The sequence below is a fragment of the Streptosporangium sp. NPDC002544 genome, assembly GCF_040295965.1.
Taxonomy (GTDB): domain Bacteria; phylum Actinomycetota; class Actinomycetes; order Streptosporangiales; family Streptosporangiaceae; genus Streptosporangium.
In genome coordinates, this window is record NZ_JBEOWJ010000005.1 from 86,307 (window position 1) to 102,222 (window position 15,916).

13 protein-coding genes are annotated in these 15,916 nt (G+C 71.1%); 4 read left to right on the forward strand and 9 right to left on the reverse strand.

What is annotated here, in order from left to right:
* The first annotated feature begins 218 nt into the window (after positions 1-218).
* Both ABT061_RS09075 and ABT061_RS09080 read left to right on the forward strand, forming a co-directional pair.
* A complete protein-coding gene (locus ABT061_RS09075) occupies positions 219-1,247 on the forward strand; it encodes a GDP-mannose 4,6-dehydratase (RefSeq protein WP_350914367.1) in 1,029 nt (342 codons plus the stop codon).
* 141 nt (positions 1,248-1,388) lie between these two features.
* On the forward strand, positions 1,389-3,452 hold the full coding sequence (locus tag ABT061_RS09080; RefSeq protein ID WP_350914369.1) for a protein kinase domain-containing protein: 2,064 nt from the start codon (positions 1,389-1,391) through the stop codon (positions 3,450-3,452).
* Between the two features lie 111 nt (positions 3,453-3,563).
* On the opposite strand, the gene ABT061_RS09085 is transcribed toward ABT061_RS09080, so the two are convergent.
* The 7 genes from ABT061_RS09085 to ABT061_RS09115 all read right to left on the reverse strand — a co-directional run bounded on the left by ABT061_RS09085 (position 3,564) and on the right by ABT061_RS09115 (position 10,886).
* The gene (locus tag ABT061_RS09085; protein WP_350914371.1) at positions 3,564-4,019 is read right to left on the reverse strand and encodes a DNA-binding protein; all 456 of its coding nucleotides are present in this window, start codon (positions 4,017-4,019) and stop codon (positions 3,564-3,566) included.
* A gap of 153 nt (positions 4,020-4,172) precedes the next feature.
* Complete coding sequence (locus tag ABT061_RS09090) at positions 4,173-4,958, reverse strand: rod shape-determining protein (protein ID WP_350914373.1); 786 nt, start codon at positions 4,956-4,958, stop codon at positions 4,173-4,175.
* Between the two features lie 4 nt (positions 4,959-4,962).
* A complete protein-coding gene (locus tag ABT061_RS09095) occupies positions 4,963-5,322 on the reverse strand; it encodes a TraR/DksA family transcriptional regulator (RefSeq protein ID WP_350914375.1) in 360 nt (119 codons plus the stop codon).
* Between the two features lie 159 nt (positions 5,323-5,481).
* Positions 5,482-5,847: a hypothetical protein gene (locus ABT061_RS09100; protein ID WP_350914377.1), complete on the reverse strand. Its 366-nt coding sequence runs from the start codon at positions 5,845-5,847 to the stop codon at positions 5,482-5,484.
* Between the two features lie 136 nt (positions 5,848-5,983).
* Positions 5,984-7,396 (reverse strand): serine hydrolase domain-containing protein, encoded by a 1,413-nt coding sequence (locus ABT061_RS09105; RefSeq protein ID WP_350914379.1) that lies wholly within the window; start codon positions 7,394-7,396, stop codon positions 5,984-5,986.
* Complete coding sequence (locus ABT061_RS09110) at positions 7,393-9,471, reverse strand: S9 family peptidase (RefSeq protein WP_350914381.1); 2,079 nt, start codon at positions 9,469-9,471, stop codon at positions 7,393-7,395. Before ABT061_RS09110 ends, ABT061_RS09105 begins: the two co-directional genes overlap by 4 nt.
* Positions 9,465-10,886 carry an MFS transporter gene (locus ABT061_RS09115; RefSeq protein WP_350914383.1) on the reverse strand — a complete coding sequence of 474 codons (1,422 nt, stop codon included), beginning with the start codon at positions 10,884-10,886 and terminating at the stop codon, positions 9,465-9,467. Before ABT061_RS09115 ends, ABT061_RS09110 begins: the two co-directional genes overlap by 7 nt.
* 166 nt (positions 10,887-11,052) lie before the next feature.
* On the opposite strand from ABT061_RS09115, the gene ABT061_RS09120 reads away from it, so the two are divergent.
* Both ABT061_RS09120 and ABT061_RS09125 read left to right on the forward strand, forming a co-directional pair.
* Entirely contained in the window at positions 11,053-12,174 is a 1,122-nt protein-coding gene (locus tag ABT061_RS09120) for a sensor histidine kinase (RefSeq protein WP_350914385.1), read from the forward strand.
* 35 nt (positions 12,175-12,209) lie between these two features.
* Positions 12,210-12,860, forward strand: coding sequence for a response regulator (locus ABT061_RS09125; protein WP_350914387.1), 651 nt, complete (start codon positions 12,210-12,212; stop codon positions 12,858-12,860).
* Here ABT061_RS09125 and ABT061_RS09130 read toward each other — a convergent pair.
* A complete protein-coding gene (locus ABT061_RS09130) occupies positions 12,850-14,181 on the reverse strand; it encodes a serine hydrolase domain-containing protein (RefSeq protein WP_350914389.1) in 1,332 nt (443 codons plus the stop codon). The genes ABT061_RS09125 and ABT061_RS09130 overlap by 11 nt on opposite strands.
* A gap of 177 nt (positions 14,182-14,358) precedes the next feature.
* The gene (locus ABT061_RS09135; protein ID WP_350914391.1) at positions 14,359-15,564 is read right to left on the reverse strand and encodes a cytochrome P450; all 1,206 of its coding nucleotides are present in this window, start codon (positions 15,562-15,564) and stop codon (positions 14,359-14,361) included.
* Positions 15,565-15,916 lie beyond the last annotated feature (352 nt).

Sequence of the window (15,916 nt, forward strand, 5' to 3'; positions counted from 1 at the left end):
ATTCGGTAGCTCTGTTGTACCTGATGTGGAATTGTTCCTAGGGCCTGCTTCACCGGGCACGAGCTGGGAGGTTAACCTGACCGAACAGGATTCGGTGGAACGCGTTCTAGGTACGCCGTGAGGGAGATAGTGCCCACACGGGGGTGGGACGGTACATTCGCCAATCAAACGGCATAAGACCAGGCATAGGTCCCGCCCCCGCAAGCGAGGAGGACGCGTTGGCCAGGCGCGCGCTGATCACAGGTATCACCGGGCAGGACGGTTCCTATCTGGCCGAGTGCCTGCTCAGTCAGGGCTACGAGGTCTTCGGTCTGGCCCGAGGTCAGGCCAACCCGCGCGTCTCACGGCTCCGTAAGCTCCTGCAGGACGTTCAGCTCGTCCGGGGTGACCTGCTCGACCAGGGTTCGCTGATCTCCGCGGTGGAGAAGGTCCAGCCCGACGAGGTCTACAACCTGGGCGCCATCTCGTTCGTCCCCATGTCGTGGGAGCAGGCCGAGCTCACCGGCGAGGTGACCGGCATGGGCGTGCTGCGCATGCTGGAGGCCATCCGGGTCTGCTCCGGGATCTCCTCCTCGCGTACGGCCGCCGGATCCGGGCAGATCCGGTTCTACCAGGCGTCGTCCTCGGAGATGTTCGGCCAGGTCCGCGAGACCCCGCAGACCGAGATCACCCCCTTCCACCCCCGCTCGCCGTACGGCGTGGCCAAGGCGTACGGGCACTTCCTGACGCAGAACTACCGCGAGTCGTACGGCATGTACGCGGTGTCGGGGATCCTGTTCAACCACGAGTCCCCGCGCAGGGGCGCCGAGTTCGTCACCAGGAAGGTGAGCCTCGGGGTGGCCAGGATCAAGCTCGGCGTCGCCTCGGAGCTGCGCCTGGGCAACATGGAGGCGCGTCGCGACTGGGGGTTCGCCGGAGACTACGTCCGTGCGATGCACCTGATGCTCCAGGCGGACACGCCCGAGGACTACGTGATCGGCACCGGCCGCACCCAGACCGTCCGCGACCTGACCGAGGCCGCCTTCGCCGCCGCCGGGCTCGACTGGGAGCGGTACGTCGTCACCGACCAGACCCTGCACCGCCCCGCCGAGGTCGACCTGCTCTGCGCCGACCCGAAGAAGGCCCGCGTCCAGCTCGGCTGGGAACCCTCGGTCACCTTCGAGGAACTGGTGGCGATGATGGTCGAGTCGGACATCAAGCTGCTCTCCGACGGCGGCGACCCCGACCAGGACTCCTCCTGGCCCTGAGGCCGGGCCTCTCCGGATCGGCTGCCCGGAGCATTCCGGGCCGCGGGGCTTCTGCTGCGGCAGGGGGCCGCCTATCGTCATTCCTTGGATCAGAAGCGGTTCCGGCCGTCCGCTGACGGGGACGTGGAGACGAGGTGAGCGATGTCCGAGCCGGGCCCGCTGACCGTGGGCGACCCCGAGCGGATCGGCGGCTACCGGCTGAGCGGGGTGCTGGGCGACGGAGGTCAGGGCGTGGTCTACCTCGGCCACGATCCTGCGGACCGCAAGGTCGCGATCAAGGTGCTCCACGTCCGGATGGCGACCGATCCCAAGGTGCGCGAGCGGTTCATGCGCGAGGCGGAGATCACCTGCCGGGTCGCGGCGTTCTGCACCGCCCAGGTGCTGGGCGGGGGGATTGTCGGCGATCGGCCCTACCTGGTCAGTGAGTACATCCCCGGGCCTTCGCTGAAGGAACTGGTCACCGGCGACGGGCCGCGGATCGGCAGCGCCCTGGACCGGCTCGCGGTCGCCACCCTGACGGCGCTGGCCGCGATCCACCGGGCAGGGATCATCCACCGTGATTTCAAACCCGACAACGTGATCATGGGCCCGGAGGGGCCGGTGGTCATCGACTTCGGAATCGCCCGGGTGCTGGCCGTCACCACCACACGTTCGGGGCTGGTGGGCACTCCCGCCTACCTGTCGCCGGAACAGCTTGACGGTCACCAGGCCGGCACGGCGTCGGATGTGTTCAGCTGGGCCGCCACCATGGTGTTCGCCGCCACGCGGCATCCGGCATTCCCCGGCGCCATACCGGCGGCGGTGATGAACGCCGTCTCCAACCGCGAACCCGACCTCGCCGGAGTGCCCGAGCGTATCCGCCCGCTGCTGGCAGCCTGCCTGGCCAAGGACCCCGGCGCCCGGCCCACCGTGGCCGACCTGCTCGCCACCCTCACCCGTGAGGAATCCAGCACGGTGGACCACCGGCCGCGCGGCCCCGCCCCGCCGCCTCCGGAGTCCCGTGTCCCGCGCCATTCCGTCAGGGGACGCCTGGTGGCCGCGGCGGCGATCGTCGCCGTTCTCATCCCGGCTGCCGCGGTCTTCTGGCTGTGGCAACCGGAGTCCCCTGAATCCTCCACTCCGCCGTCCACAACCCCCTCCGGAACCTCGGCCCTGTCGTTACCGTCCTCATCCGCCACGGGTTCCTCCAGGACCTCCGCTCCGTCGCCCGGTCAGACTTCGAAGGTCGTTCCCTTCGGCATGCCGGTCGGCAGGCCGTTCACCGGGCACACCGGGGGAATCCATTCGATGGCGGTGGCGGAGTTGCAAGGGCGGCCGGTCGTCGTCTCCGGCGGTGGCGGCGACGAGGATCGCACCGTGCGGGTGTGGGATCTGGCCACCCGTAAGCAGATCGGCAGGCCGTTCACCGGCTACGCGGTCGCGGTGGCGGAGTTGGCGGGGCGGCCGGTCGTCGTCTCCGGCGACCACGACGGGATGCGGGTGTGGGACCTGTCCACCCGCGAGCAGATCGGCGGGCTGCTCACCGGCCCCGGTACAGGGCTCACGTCCGTGTTGGTGGCGGAGCCGGCGGGGCGGCCGGTCGTCATCGCCACCGGTAACGGAAAGATATATATGTGGGATCTGGCCACCCACGAGCGGATCGGCAGTCCGTTCACCGCGCACACCTATTCGGTCGAGTCGATGGTGGTGACGGAGTTGGCGGGGCGGCCGGTTCTCGTCTGCGGCGGCTACGACAGCACTGTGCGGGTGTGGGATCTGGCCACCCGCGAGCAGGTCGGCAAACCGTTCACCGGATACACCGACGCTGACCTGTCGGTGACGTTGGCGGTGACGGAGTGGGAGGGGCGGCCGGTCGTCGTCTCCGGTGTCTCCGGCGGCGACGACAGCACCGTGCGGGTGTGGGACCTGGCCACCCGCAAGCAGATCGGCAAACCGTTCACCGGGCACACCTCGGGAGTCGAGTCGGTGACGGTGACGGAGCTGGCGGGGCGGCCGGTCGTCGTCTCCGGCGGCTACGACGGGGTGCGGGTGTGGGATCTGGCCACCCGCGAGCAGGTCGGCAGGCCGTCCACCGGCCGCACACAGGAGATCACGACGATGCTGGTGACGCGACTGCGGGGACGGCCGGTCGTCGTCTCCGCCGGCTTCGATGGAGAGATACGGGTATGGAGTCTGACTCCGCCCTCCCCCGCGCCCGGCTCCTGAGCCCACCTCCGAGGATCATCGCCTGCCTGGAGAAGATCCGCGCTGAGGGCGGCACCATCCGCGCGGCCGGCCCGGTCGAGAAACCGCTGGAGACCGTCATCCGGCCAAGGATCACTGTGTGGCCGGCGAGTTCGTGGACCTCTCGGTGCGGCCGGCCAGTCGCTCGTAGCGCTGCTTGGCGGCCTGCGGGGTGCCGAGGCCGAGGCCGAAGGCGATCTCCTGCCAGGTGAGGTCGCGGCCGCGCGCCATGAGCAGGAGCGCCGCCTCCAGCTCGTCCATCTCCGCGCGGGCGCGGGGCAGCAGGGTCAGGGCGGCGGTGATGTCGGCGCGGTCCACCTCCGGCTCGCCCTCCGTGCGATCCGCGGCGCCGCTCAGCAGGAACGACACGAGCCTGACGGCCTCGTGTGCCCCGAGCACCGTGGGGTGGACCTGCCGGCGGCGCTGGGCGTCGTCGGTCGCGTGGCGCTCGGTGATGCGCGACAGGGAGGCGTACTCGCGGTGCGCTCGCGCCTGGCTCGGGTTCGGAGGCGTGAAGGCACCGGCTGATTCATCGTGGTTCGCGGACATGCGAACCACGATCGCCTATCGAACAACCTGTTGTCAATGAATCATGTTAAACAACTTGTTTAAGCAGCGCCGCCTCCGCCCCTGACGGGGACGGAGGCGGATCTCGGGTCATCGGAGCCTTTCGAAAGGTCGTTGAGGAGGCCGGAGCGGAGTTCAGCGGCGATCCGAGGCCAGCAGCAGAGCCAGGCCGCGGACGGTGGCGTGTGCCGGATCGGGGGCCACGCTGACGCTGAGGCGCAGGGCGGAGCAGAGATACCGGGCCAGGCCCGGGCGGGTGGCGCCGCCGCCGGTGATGAGCAGGCCACCGTCGCGCGCCCCTCGCCGGATGGAGGAGGGAACGCGGTCGACGAGGTCGGCGACCATGGCCGCGACCCGGGTGAGCAGGTGGGCGGGCACTCCGGTGGCCGCGCCGGCGTGGAAGTCCATCAGGATCTGCACGGAGCCGGTGTCGAGCACCCGGCCGCGACTGATGAGGGCCGCCTCGATGATCCCGGCCCCCATGTCCAGCAGGAGCCGTGGGCGAGGGTCGGCCATGCTCACCCCGCTGCCGGCCGCGGCCGCCAGCGGTTCCTCCACCACCGCCACCGGGCAGGCCGCCACCTCGAACACCGCCCTGACGGCGGCACGCCGTTCCGCCTCGGAGGCGGCCACCGGAACGCCGAGCAGCAGCCGTTCCAGCGGAGCCGTGCCTGATGTGGCCGAGGTGCGCAGGACATGGCGGGCCAGCCGGGTGCATCCGGGCGGGTCGGTGACGATGCCGTGCCGTACCGGCCAGCGCCATCGTCCGTCAGGTACGGCGTCGGCCGCACCCGTGACCTGACTCGACGGATCCGCCGGGACGGCGGAGGGCTCGTCGATCAGCGTGTCGCCGCCGGAGAGCAGCAGCCGGGTCCTGGCGGTGCCCAGGTCAAGGGCGGCCCGTCTACCGGGATCGGTCATCTCCTCACCTCCTCGCGTCCCGGCAGACGACGCAGTGCCGGGTGTGCGGAATCCGGCGCAGCCGTCGCAGGGCGATGGACGCCCCGCACCGCCGGCAGGTGCCGTACACCCCGGAGTTCAGCCGTTCGATGGCGGCCTCGATCTCCGCGACGGCCGTTCCGGCGCGCTTGGCGCGCCCCCAGGCCAGCGGAATGGGTTCGCCCGCTTCCGGAGGCTCGGGCAGGTGCTCGTCCCCGGGGAGGGAGTCCCGCTCCGCTCGCGCGGCGGTGAGCCGTTCGTGCAGCAGCGCGCGGAACTCCGCCAACTGCACGGCGTTGCGCCGGTACTCCTCCAGCAGCCTGTCTGACGATCGGATGTCACCCATGACGACATCGACTCCTTGAATGACTCGCGGCGGTCCGGGCAGAGCGCGGTCCGCCATCGTGAAAGCCGGAACCTGGGCACAGGGCGGTGCGCGGCACCGCGCGGCTGAGGGACCTCGGTCGAGTTCACCGCTCGACGGAGGTCTGGAAGGGCGAGGAGCCTAGGAAGGAGGTGGGCTGCGTGAGGTGACGATCCGCTGAACGTCGCGCCGGGAAACGGCGGCGGGCTCCACGGGGAGCCAGGCGCGAGACGGCGGGGTGCTGGACGCCGCCACGGCGCCGGCCGCGGGCAGGGAGCGGAGTTGCCTCGGCGTCGGCAGGTGCTCGGCCCCGCCGGCCAGGAGTCTGGGTGCGGTCGCCTGGTAGGCGTCGCCGGTCTGCGGAACCCAGAGGCCGGTGGCGGTGCCGGCGGGCCTTCGCCCGCCGGGACTCGGAGAGGGCGCGACGGCGGCCAGAACGACCATGAGAACAAGGCCCACCACGACGGCCGCGGTGGGCCTGGGTGTGCCCCACCGCGGTTCCCTCATCGCCTCGACCATAGTCGACGTTCCACGAAAGGGCACTTCACCGGGAGGCCGGCGCTTTCGCGGGCGGGACGGGTGCCGAGGACCGGCCTCCGGGACCACGAGGCGGCCGGTGACCGCCGGCGATCACGGCCGGGTCTCAGGTTATGGAGAGAGGTTCCTGCCGGGGGTTGGCCCGCCCGGTGTGCAGGAAGTCGATCCGCTCTCCTCCCACGAAGGGGATCGCCGGATGGACGCCCCCCTGCGGCTCGGCGAACAGGAACGTGTCGCCGCGCAGCCTCACCAGCCGGAACCGCTGTGACTTGCCGTGCTCGGCCATGACACCGAGCGGAGTGACGGTGAGCCAGAGTGATCCGACCTCGTCGGCCGCCACGTCCCAGGCGGCCGTGGCGGAGAGGTAACGGCCGATGTAGCGGGGGAGGTCGACGGCGAGCGGCACGGCCGGGGGCACCGGCGGCGCGGGCGCCCTGACCTCGGCGAGCTCCTCGATCACCGGCTGGAACAGCTCGGTGACCAGCGGGCCAGGATCGCCGCCGTTGGTCAGCAACACGGCGGCCACCCCGGCTTCCGGCACCGTCCGCAGCGAGGCCTCCTGCCCGGGAGTGGACCCGTCGTGCCCGACCACCACCCCGCCCTCCCACTCCGGCAGGCTCCAGCCGAGCCCCCACGACGACGGCCGGCCCAGGTCAGGCAGCCCGATCTGAGGCTCACGCATCAGCACCGCGAGATCCTCCGGCAGCACGCGCGTGCCGTCCTCGGCGAGGCCGCCGCGCAGGTGCATGTGGGCGAAGGCCAGCAGGTCGCGGGCGCGCATGGCCAGACACGACCCGGCGGGTTCGTTGGACCTCATCAGCGACCAGAGCGGGACCGGTCCGCCGCCGGTGTGGCCGACCGCGGTGCCGTACAGGATCGCCTCGTCGGCGCAGGTGGCGACGTGACTGAGACCGAGCGGGGCGGCGATGTGGGTGCGCAGCGCCGTGGCGTACGGCATGCCGCGCAACACCTCCACGATCCGGCCGAGCACGCAGTAGGCGGCGTTGTTGTAGGACCACATGGCGCCGGGCGGGAAGAGCTGTGGCGCGTCGGCGAGCAGGGCGACGAGCTTCTCCACGGCGTCGTCGCCCCTGCCTGTGTCGACGAACACGTCACCCTCGAAGCCGGCCGTGTGGGCGAGGAGCTGCCGGACCGTGACACTCGCCGCCACGTCCTCGTCTTTGACGGCGAAGTCGGGCAGCACGGACCGGACGGTCTGGTCCAGGGAGAGCCTCCCCTCGCCGACGAGCTGCATGACCAGCGTGGCGGTCCAGGCCTTGGCGACCGAGCCGACCTGGAACAGCGAGTCGACGGTGACCGGGGCACCGGTGCGCGTGTTGAGCACGCCCGTGCAGGCCTCGACCACGGCGCCGCCCCGGCTGAACGCGACGGCCGCGCCGATGATCCCGTGCCGACGGGCGAGTTCGGCGAGCCTGGCGCTCAGGTCGTCCGGCTCGGGGAGGCCCTGCGTGTCGCGGGGGCCGCGCGCCTGGGAGCGGTCGCGGAGCTCGGCGGTCACTTGGCCGCTCCGAAGGTCGGGTCGATGCGGTAATCGGCCGGAGGTTCCTGGCCGATCAGGTGGCGGGTGAGGAAGTCCCACTGGCGGCGCAGCACGTGGGCCTCGGCGGGGCCGTAGCCGTGGGTGGCGTTGGGGACCATGAGCATCTCGAAGTCCTTGTCCGCACCGATCAGGGCGTTGGCGACGCGGAGCGACATGGCCGGATGGCAGTTGTCGTCCATCTCGCCGAAGAGCAGTAGCAGCTTGGCCTTCAGCTCCCCGGCCAGCGGTAGCGGCGATCCGGCGGTGTAGTCCTGGGGCGGCGGGCCCTGGAAGGTCTCGCCCCAGATCGCGTAGTAGCCGCTGTGGTCGTAGTCGCCCGCGGAGGCCACGCCCACGGTGAAGAGGTCGGGGTGGCGCAGCACCGCCTGAACGGTGGCCGTGCCGCCGCCCGAGTGCCCGGCGATCCCGACCCTTGACAGGTCGAGATAAGGACGCTCGGCCGCGAGCTGCCTGATCGCCGCCACGTGGTCCTCCAGTCCCACCGTCACGGCCGGGTCACCGTAGGAGGCGTCGTGGAAGGCCTTCGACCGGTACGGCGTGCCGCGCCCGTCGATGACCACGACGGCCAGGCCGAGCTGTGCGAACGACGGGGCTCCGCCCGCCGGGTCGAGCAGGAACGGGTCGATCGGGAAGCCGCGCAGCGTCGTGCGGAGCTGCCGGGTGATCTGCGGACCGTTGTAGACCGAGTCGAGGATCGGATAGCTCTTCGACGGGTCGAAGTCCGCGGGCAGGTGGAGCAGGCCGTGGATGTCGGTCCCGCCGTCGGCGGCCTTGACCGTGAACGGCTCGGGCGCCCGCCACCCGGCCTTCTCCAGCGCGGTGAGGTCGGCCCGCTCCAGCTCGGTGACGATGCCCCCGGTGGCGTCGCGCAGCACCGTGACGGGGGGCTGGGCGGGCGTGGCGTAGGTGTCGACGAACCAGCGGCTGTCCGGTGACGCGGCGATCTGGTGGTCGGCGTCCTCGGGGGTGAGCACGGTGACGCCGGTCCCGTCGAGACCCGCCCGGCACAGCCGCCGGTAGTAGGGGTTGGAGCCGTGCCCGCCGGAGACGAAGAACACCTCCCGGGCGTCCCAGTCGACGTGGACGAGGTCGCGGACCAGCCACTCTCCCTCGGTGACGGCGTTCTTCAGCTCGCCGTTCGCGTAAAGCCAGAGATGGCCCCAGCCGGAGCGGTCGGAGAACCACAGGACCTCGTCGCCGCGGGCGCGCACGAGCGGGAACTCGACGATCGTGGGCGACGATTTCATGATCGTGTCGTTGGTCTCCTCCAGGACGACCTCGGCGGCGCCGGTCCGCGCGTCGATCCGGTAGAGCCTGGCGGCCTTGTAGCCACGCGTGCCGTACAGCATCCAGAGGGTGTCGTCGTCTTCCCACCAGACCCGCTTGAGGCCGAGTGGGCTGTCATGGGTGAAGGGCAGCGGCTCGATCGCGATGTCGACCCGGGCGCCGGTCTTCGCATCAAAGATCATCTGCTGGAAGGTCGGCAGCGGATCTCCCGGCATCTCGTAGTGGAGCGTGTGGACCAGCGGGCGGGGGCTTTCGTCCGGGGGGCACGACTGGGTCATGGTGAGCGTCGGTACATGCCTCTGGTCCACCCGGAGGGTGACGAACCTGCGGCCGTCCGGCGCCCACTCGACCAGCGGCGGCGCGCTCATGCCCGCCTGCCGGGCCACGATCGGCGGCTTTCCCTGGTCGCTGGGGAGGCCGTAGTCGTGGCCAGGCTCGCCGTCCGTGGTGAAGAACTCGTCGTTCACCACGAGGTTGTCGTCCCGCACGGCCACGGTGTACCGGCCGCCGGGAGACGTCTGAAGCCCGGTGATCTCCGGCGGCGCCGCCTGCTCGCCCCCCGGATCCTCGATCCTCCGCCGTTCCCCCGTCTCCGGGAACACCCGGAAACACTCGGGACCATCGGGGGTGCTCACCCGGTACCAGAAGGAGTCGCCCTCCCAGTTGGGGATCACCGTCGCCCGGTGGACCAGGCTGTCGTGCCGGGAGATGTGCAGGGCCTCGGCCCTGCGGTATCTGTTTAGCATCGCTTGTCTTCTCCGATCGCGTGGTCGATCAGGGCGTCGAGATCGCCCATGAGTGTCTTGTGCAGGGTCGCGATGAACAGCGACCCGGCGATGGCGGGCAGCAGCAGCAGGAGCAGCGCCCCCCGCACGTCGAGGAAGGCGGTCGCCAGGGCGAGCAGCCCGGCGCCGGCCAGCCCGCCGAAGGCGAGGATCAGGCCCAGGGCGGCCATGGCGTGCGCCCGGTCCGCCGGTCGCACGACCGAGAGCCCGCCGATGAACAGGCACGGCCCGATGACGGCCAGCAGTGCCTGGCCCAGGGCCAGCAGGGCGAGCACCAGCCAGAGGCTCGGCACGAGCGCCGACAGGGCGAAGGCCGAGGCGGCCAGCGCGAGCGCCCCGCCGCTGAGCGCCATGAACCGGGCGGGCCCCGCCCGGTAGGCGGCCTCGGCCCGGCCGCCGAACACGGCCAGGGCGACGATCGAGACCACCGCCGCGGCACTGGTGAACAGTCCGCGCTGGCCGACCGAGAGCCCCCACTCGCTGTCCAGCAGCGTGGAGATCACCACCCCGTACGGCACGGCCAGCGCGCCGATCGCGGTGAACCCCATGGCCATCCGCCGGATCGACGGGATCCGCAGCACCCGCCCGACCGTCGCGAGGAAGCCCATCGGATCGTCATGGCCCGCCGGCGGCGAGGTCCCGGCGCGGGCGCTCAGCTCGGCCACGTCCCAGCGGCCGAGCACCGGCTCGCGCAGCCGCAGCGCGAACAGGCAGGCCAGCACGGAGACCACTCCGAGCGAGATGAACACCGCCCGCCAGTCCATGCCGAGCCACGACACCAGACCCGCGATGAACAGCGGCGCCATGATGTTGGCCAGCGGAGTGGAGGCCGAGTAGAGCGACATGATCCGCATCCGGGCGGCGGGCGGGTAGGCGTCCATGAGCAGCGGCGGGTGGAGCAGCGCGACCGTGCCCGTGGTGGCCCCGTTGACCAGCATCAGCGCGCCCAGCGACACGGGCCCGCTCACCATGCCGGTGAACAGGGTGGTGACGCTCCAGGCGAAGCCGGTGCCGAGCGCGAGCCGTACGCGGTGGGGATAGCGACGCAGCAACGTCGCGACGGCGAACGGGGCCAGGCCCGCCGCGATCCCCTGGACACCGACGATGCCGGAGATCGTGCCCAAGTCCATCCCGAGGCCGGCCGACACCTCGGGGGTGAGCACGCTGAAGGCCTGGGTCTGGAAGTTGTCCACGACGGCCAGGACGGACAGCCCGGTCATGAAGGAGAGGCCGGTGCCGTGCTCTTTCAGCGTGCGGAGCAGCGGGGTGGTGTCGTCCTTCCTGCCCGTCACGCCGAGCACGGCCCGGGCGGCCTCCCGGGACATCGGTGTCGCCGGTGGATCGGGGAGCGTGGGAGGGGTCGGCGGATCGTTCATGGGACCTCCTGATGTGGGGAGTTCGAGGGTCCCGCCGGGCAGGTGGCCGCCACGAGCGGCGGAAGATGTGTGAACGCGTCGCGAAGGTAGGGAGCGTGGACCTACTTTCGTCGCATCTCTCGGCGGCCGGGCGGGGACGGTCGGACGGTCCGGATAGCTTGGCTGTGTGAAGCTGTATGCCGAGGCCAGGCGGGTGGCCGGGAACGTCGCGCTCGCTGCCGCCGTGGGTGTGGTGGGCGTGACCAGCGACTTGATGATCAACGGTGCCGTGCCCATGGCACTGCTTCCCGACGTCCCGTGGCAGGGGCTCTGGGTGCAGGTGACCGGGGCCGTCGCGCTACTCGCCAGGCAGCGGTTCCCGCTCGCGGTCGCGCTCGTCATGGTCCCGCTGGGATATGTCGAGGTGCCGCTCGCGACGCCGTTCGCTCTTTACTCCCTCGGCGCGCACCGGGGTGACCGGCGGTTCCTGGTCGCCGTCGCGACCGTGGCCCTGCTGGTGATGTCGCACCTGTGGGAGGCCCGGAGCCTGGCGGTGGCGCTGCAACTGGTCTCGATCTGCGGGCTGGTGGTGGTCCCCGCGACGATCCTCGGTCTCTACGCCGACAGTCGGCGCCGTCTCCACCTGGCCCTGGCCGAGCGGGCCGAGCGCGCGGAGCGGGAGCAGCGGTTCCTGGTGGAGCAGGCACGGGCCGAGGAGCGCACCAGGCTGGCTCGTGAGATGCACGACGTGGTGACCCACCACGTGAGCCTGATGGTGCTCCAGGCGGGGTCGCTACGGATGGCCGCGCCGAACGGCGAGGTCAGACTGGCCGCCGAGGAGCTGCGCGCGACCGGGCGGCGCGCGCTGGACGAGCTCCGCGAGGTGGTGGGCGTCCTGCACGACGCCGGGCCGGTCGAGCTGGCCCCGCAGCCGACGCTCGTCGACGTCTCGCGGCTGGTCGCGGAGTCGGGGCTGGTGGTCGAGCTGGCCCAGGACGACGGCATCGCGGTCTCGCCGGCGCTCGGCCGGACCGCCTACCGGGTGGTTCAGGAGGCGCTGACCAACGCCCGCAAGCACGCCCCCGGGGCCCCCGTCCAGGTCCGGCTCAGCCAGGAGGGGCCCGCGCTGCTGGTCAGCGTCAGCAACCCGGCGACCGCAGCCGGGACTCCGGCGCTGCCCCCCTCCTCCCGCACGGGGCTGCTGGGGCTGCGGCAGAGGGTTGAGCTGGTGGGCGGGGTGTTCCATGCGGCGTCGACGGCCGAAGGTGGCTTCGAGCTGACCGCGACACTCCCGGCGGTGGCCCAGTGATCCCAGGTGGGGGGAGCCGGTCGGGTGGCGGTCCGGTGATCCGGGTGCTGCTGGTGGACGACGAGCGGATGGTCTGCGCGCACCTGAGCGCGATCCTGTCCCGGGCCGACGACATCGAGGTGGTCGGTGAGGCCTACGACGGTGCCGAGGCGGCCGAGGCGGTGGTACGGCTGGCACCCGACGTGGTGCTGATGGACATCCGGATGCCCGGCTTGGACGGGCTGGCCGCCACCGAGCGGATCTGCGGCCTGCCCCGGGCACCTAAAGTGATCATGCTGACCACCTTCGACCTGGACGAGTACGCCGTACGGGCACTGCGGGCCGGGGCGGTGGGCTTCCTGCTCAAGGACACCGACCCGGAGGACCTGATCGACATCGTCCGGGTCGGGGCCGAGGGGCACGCGATCGTCTCGCCCGCGCTGACCCGACGCTTGGTCAGCGCTTTCGCCGCTGCCGATCCCGTCCGCGGCCAGGCGCGCGGCCTGGTCGGCGGGCTGACCGAACGGGAGCGGGAGGTGCTGACCTGTCTGGGGGAGGGGCTGTCCAACGCGCAGATCGGTGGCCGACTGTTCCTCAGCGAGACGACCGTGAAGGGCTACGTGTCCCGTCTGCTCGCCAAGCTGCACTGCGCCAACCGCACCCAGGCGGCACTCCTGGCCTACGACGCGGGCCTGGTCAGCCGCTGAAACCGGCGGAGTCGGCGCTCCGACGGGCGGCGAAGGCTCCGTTGAGGAACCGCACGGCACGACCATCCGCCCCGAGGACGAAGGCGACGTCCCAGCGGTGCATTCCACCGAGCCGGTCGTCGGCCGGCCAGAACCGGTGGCCGCCGAGCGGAAACAGGTCGCAGGTCAGGCTCTCCCCGCCCGACAGGGCGGTGACGGCGATGCCGTCGGCCCGTTCCCGCACCTCGTAGCGCGTGTCGTGGGTCTCGTAGACACCGGTGTAGAGCGCGGCATCCACGGACAGGCCGGGCTCGGGAGCGGACCGTACGGGCACGGTCAGGCCCAGCACCTCCGTGCAGACCGCGGCGAAGACCACGTCGGCGAAGGGATAGCCCTGGGATGGCGTGTTGACGGTGACGGCCATGGTCGCGTTCCGCTCCGGGATCCACACCAGGGTCGAGGAACCACCGAGGTTGGTGCCGCCGTGGCCGTACACGGCGACGCCGTCCCAGACTTTCCGGTACGGCCCGGCGCACCACTGCTCGGCGAACCAGCGAGCCTCCACCTCCACGTGCGGGGTCTGCATCGTCTCGACCGCCTCGCGGGACAGCACTCGGGTGCCGTCGGCGGCGGCGCCGTACTCCAGCATGACCTGACCGAACCTGGCCAGATCGGCGGCGGTGGAACAGAGTGTGCTCCCGCTCGGGCCGAGGCCGCGAGAGAACCCCCACGGCCTGACGACCCCGCCCCCGACGTCGTGTCCGACCGCGAGCCGGTGATAAGGCAGCTCCTCGGGGAGGCTGACGGTGTGGGCGAGCCCCGCCGGGCCGGCCAGCCGCTGCTGGAGCGCGTCGTCCCAGGTCAGGCCGGTGAGCCGTTCGACCAGCAGGCCGGAGACAGTGGTTGAGGCGTTGGAGTAGCCGAACCCGGTGCCCGGGGCGAAGGCGAGCGGGATCTCCGCGAGCAGCTCGGCGTATCGTGCCACGCAGTCGTCGCCGCGACCGGTGTCGGCGTAGGGGCCGTTGTCCAGGCCGCTGGTCATCGACAGCAGGTGTCTCGGGGTGATCGCCTCCCCGCCGGGGATACGGAGTTCCGGAAGGTGGTCGAGGACTGGCCGGTCGAGGCCGACCAGCCCGGCATCGGCCAGGCCGAGGACCAGGGCCGCGGTGTGGAGTTTGGTGGTGGAGCCGATCTGGAAGAGCGTGTCCAGGGTCACGGGCGTGCCCAGCTCGGCGTTGGCGACACCGGTCACGGCTTCGGTCAGTTCGCCGTCCACGACCATCGCGAGCTGGGCACCCGTCACACCCAGGCGCGCCGTGGTCTCGGCTAGCAGTTCGTTCATGGCTCCCGACTATCGAGGGCCCGCTCCGGGCGGTTCAAGGCTCTGAAGCCGGGACCCGCCTTTCGCCACGGAGGTTCCTCCTTTCGTACGGTCTACCGGGCATCGCCGGTCCACGGATCGCTGCTGCCCTGTACGGCCTGTCGGTCGCCTACATCGACCGGGCGGAGTCGTTGCCCGTCAGGTTATGGAGACCGGCAGATCCTTGATGCCGTTGATGAAGTTGGAGCGGAGCCGGCGGGCGGGGCCGGCCTGCTCCAGGTTCGGCAGCCGCTCGGCCAGCACCTCGAAGAGCACCCGCAGCTCCAGCTTGGCGAGGTGGTTGCCGAGGCAGAAGTGGGCACCGCCACCGCCGAAGCCGATGTGCGGGTTGGGGTCGCGGCCGATGTCGAAGGTGCCGGGGTCGGCGAACACCTCCTCGTCCCGGTTGGCGGAGCTGTAGAAGACCACGATCTTGTCGTCGGCCTTGACCTCCTGGCCGCCGATCGTCGTGTCGACGGTGGCCGTACGGCGGAAGAGGTTCACCGGGGAGACCCAGCGGACGATCTCGTCGGCCGCGGTGCGGGCGAGGGTGCGGTCGGCGACCAGGCGCCGCCACTGCTCAGGGTGTTCGAAGAAGGCGAGCATGCCGCCCGAGGCCGCGTTGCGGGTGGTCTCGTTGCCCGCGACCACGAGCAGCAGCACGAACAGGTCGAACTCCTCCTCGGTGAGGGTCTCCCCGGCGGCGTCGGGCATGATCAGCTTGGTGACGATGTCCTCGCGGGGCCGTTCCCGGCGCTCGGCGGCCAGGGTGTTGGCGTAGGCGTAGACCTCCATGGCCGCGTCCGTGCCCTCGGCGGGGTCGGTCGCGTAGTCCGGGTCGTTGGCCCCGATCATCCGGTTGGACCAGTTGAAGATCTTGTCCCGGTCCTCGACGGGGGCGCCGAGCAGCTCGCAGATCACGTACAGCGGCAGCGGGGCGGAGATGTCCCTGACGAAGTCGACCGAGCCGCGTGCCTTGGCCTCGTCCACCAGTTCGTGGCAGATGTCGCGGATGTGCTGTTCAAGGGCGCCCATCATGCGGGGGGTGAACCCCCGGTTGACCAGGGAGCGCCGCCGGGTGTGCTCCGGCGGGTCCTGGTTGAGCATCATCATCCGCTGGAGGGCGCGCTGGTCCTCGGGCATCTCGTCGAAGAGCGCGAGCTTCCTGCTTGAGGAGAACAGGTCGGAGCGGCGGGAGACGTGCACCACGTCGGTGTGCCGGGTGACCGCCCAGAAACCCGGCCAGTCCCGTTCGGCGTCACCCGGGTGCGCGTAGACCGGCGCGTTCGCCCGTAGCCAGGCAAGCTGATCGTGCGGCGCGCCGTTCCGCCAGTAGAAGTCCTGGTCGACCAGATCGATGTCCAACGGTCCTCCTGCGTGAACCGGGTCGGCGTTCCCGTGACGCGGCTCGTTGTCGGTGCGGCCTGCGAGTGTGGTCGGCGACGTGCTCCCCCGTTCGCGCGGAACGTTCCTCGCGGGACGTCCGTCACGGACGGGACTGTTCTCCCTCTCTCCCAGGGGGCACGCCGTCCTGCCAAATGGTTGATCTAACGCTTGGTAGGGCTACTTTCTGAAACGTGTTCTATTACGTGGTGGGTGTCCCGTCAAGTCGGGAGCCGCGGGACCACGGTCGCCCGGAACCCTACCTCGTGAGGCCCGGGAAGCGAGTGCTTCCCGGGCCTCCAAGGGGATCGCGGACGACTCCGCACGGATCCCG